2 protein-coding genes are annotated in these 1090 nt (G+C 61.8%); both read right to left on the bottom strand.

Features of this window, described 5'->3' with window-relative positions:
- Positions 1–767 (bottom strand): ABC transporter ATP-binding protein (locus ACSFA3_RS25345; protein WP_435508092.1); only part of this gene is annotated, 767 nt, incomplete at its 3' end.
- Between the two features lies 1 nt (position 768).
- Positions 769–1090 (bottom strand): amidohydrolase family protein (locus ACSFA3_RS25340; RefSeq protein ID WP_435508091.1); only part of this gene is annotated, 322 nt, incomplete at its 5' end.

Here is a 1090-nt window from a genome sequence, read left to right as displayed (position 1 = left end):
ATCGCCTTCTCGGTGTTCGAAGCGGTCTGGCCGACACCCGCTGATTTCTTCGAGGATCCCAAGTAGATCTCCTTCAGATGTGGATCGTTCAGCAGGTCGTTACCGCTGCCTTGCTTGATGATTTTTCCGAGCTCGATGAGGTACGCGCGATCAGCAGCGCGCAACGCCAGGTGGGCGTTCTGCTCGACGAGCACCACGGTCAGGCCTTCTTGTTTCTTCAGCTCGACGATCACGTTCATGATCTGCTGCACCACCAGGGGCGCCAGGCCGATGGACGGCTCGTCGAGCAGGAGAATGCGCGGCCTTGCGATCAGCGCGCGGCCGATCGCAACCATCTGCTGCTGGCCGCCCGACAGCGTTCCGGCGAGCTGGTTCTTTCGCTCCTCTAGTACCGGGAAGAGGCGATAGATACGCTGAACCTCTTCGCGAAACGAAACCTTCTTCCTGTTGCCGTAGGTGCCGATCTGCAGGTTATCTTCAACGCGCATCGATCCGAAGAGCGAGCGCTTCTCGGGCACCAGATACATGCCCATGTGCACGCGCTCCTCGACCGGGACCCGGCCCAGCGACACGCCGTCCAGCGCCACGCGGCCGGATTCCGCCGCCAGCGCACCCATCACGGCCTTGAGCAGCGTTGTCTTGCCCGCGCCGTTAGGACCGATCAGCCCGGTCGTCTTGCCGCGCGCGACATTGAAGGTCGCCCCATCAAGTGCGTGCAATCCGCCAAACGTGGCACGCACGTCCGAGATTTCGAGAAGTGCGTCCATGTCAGTTCGCCAGTGCAGTGCCAGTGCGCGCCGGCAGTTCGTTCTTTGCGAACTTTCCATCTTTCATGATGGCCGCGATGTTTTCGCCTTGCCCCGTCAGCACACCAATATCGTGAAGCGGGTTGCCCCGCACCACCAGAAGATCGGCGATTGCACCAGGCTGAATGACGCCCAGCTTGCCGGCGTGCTGGACGATCTCCGCTGCCACCGTCGTGGCACTGCGCAATGCCTCCAGATTGCCGATGATCTCGGAGCGCACCCGCAGTTCTTCGCTCTGGTGCCGGTGTGACTCGCCCAGCAGGTCGCTGCCGTATCCCATCTTC

The organism is Variovorax glucosi, assembly GCF_051216695.1.
Classification (GTDB): domain Bacteria; phylum Pseudomonadota; class Gammaproteobacteria; order Burkholderiales; family Burkholderiaceae_C; genus Variovorax.
This window is presented reverse-complemented; position numbering and strand designations above follow the sequence as displayed.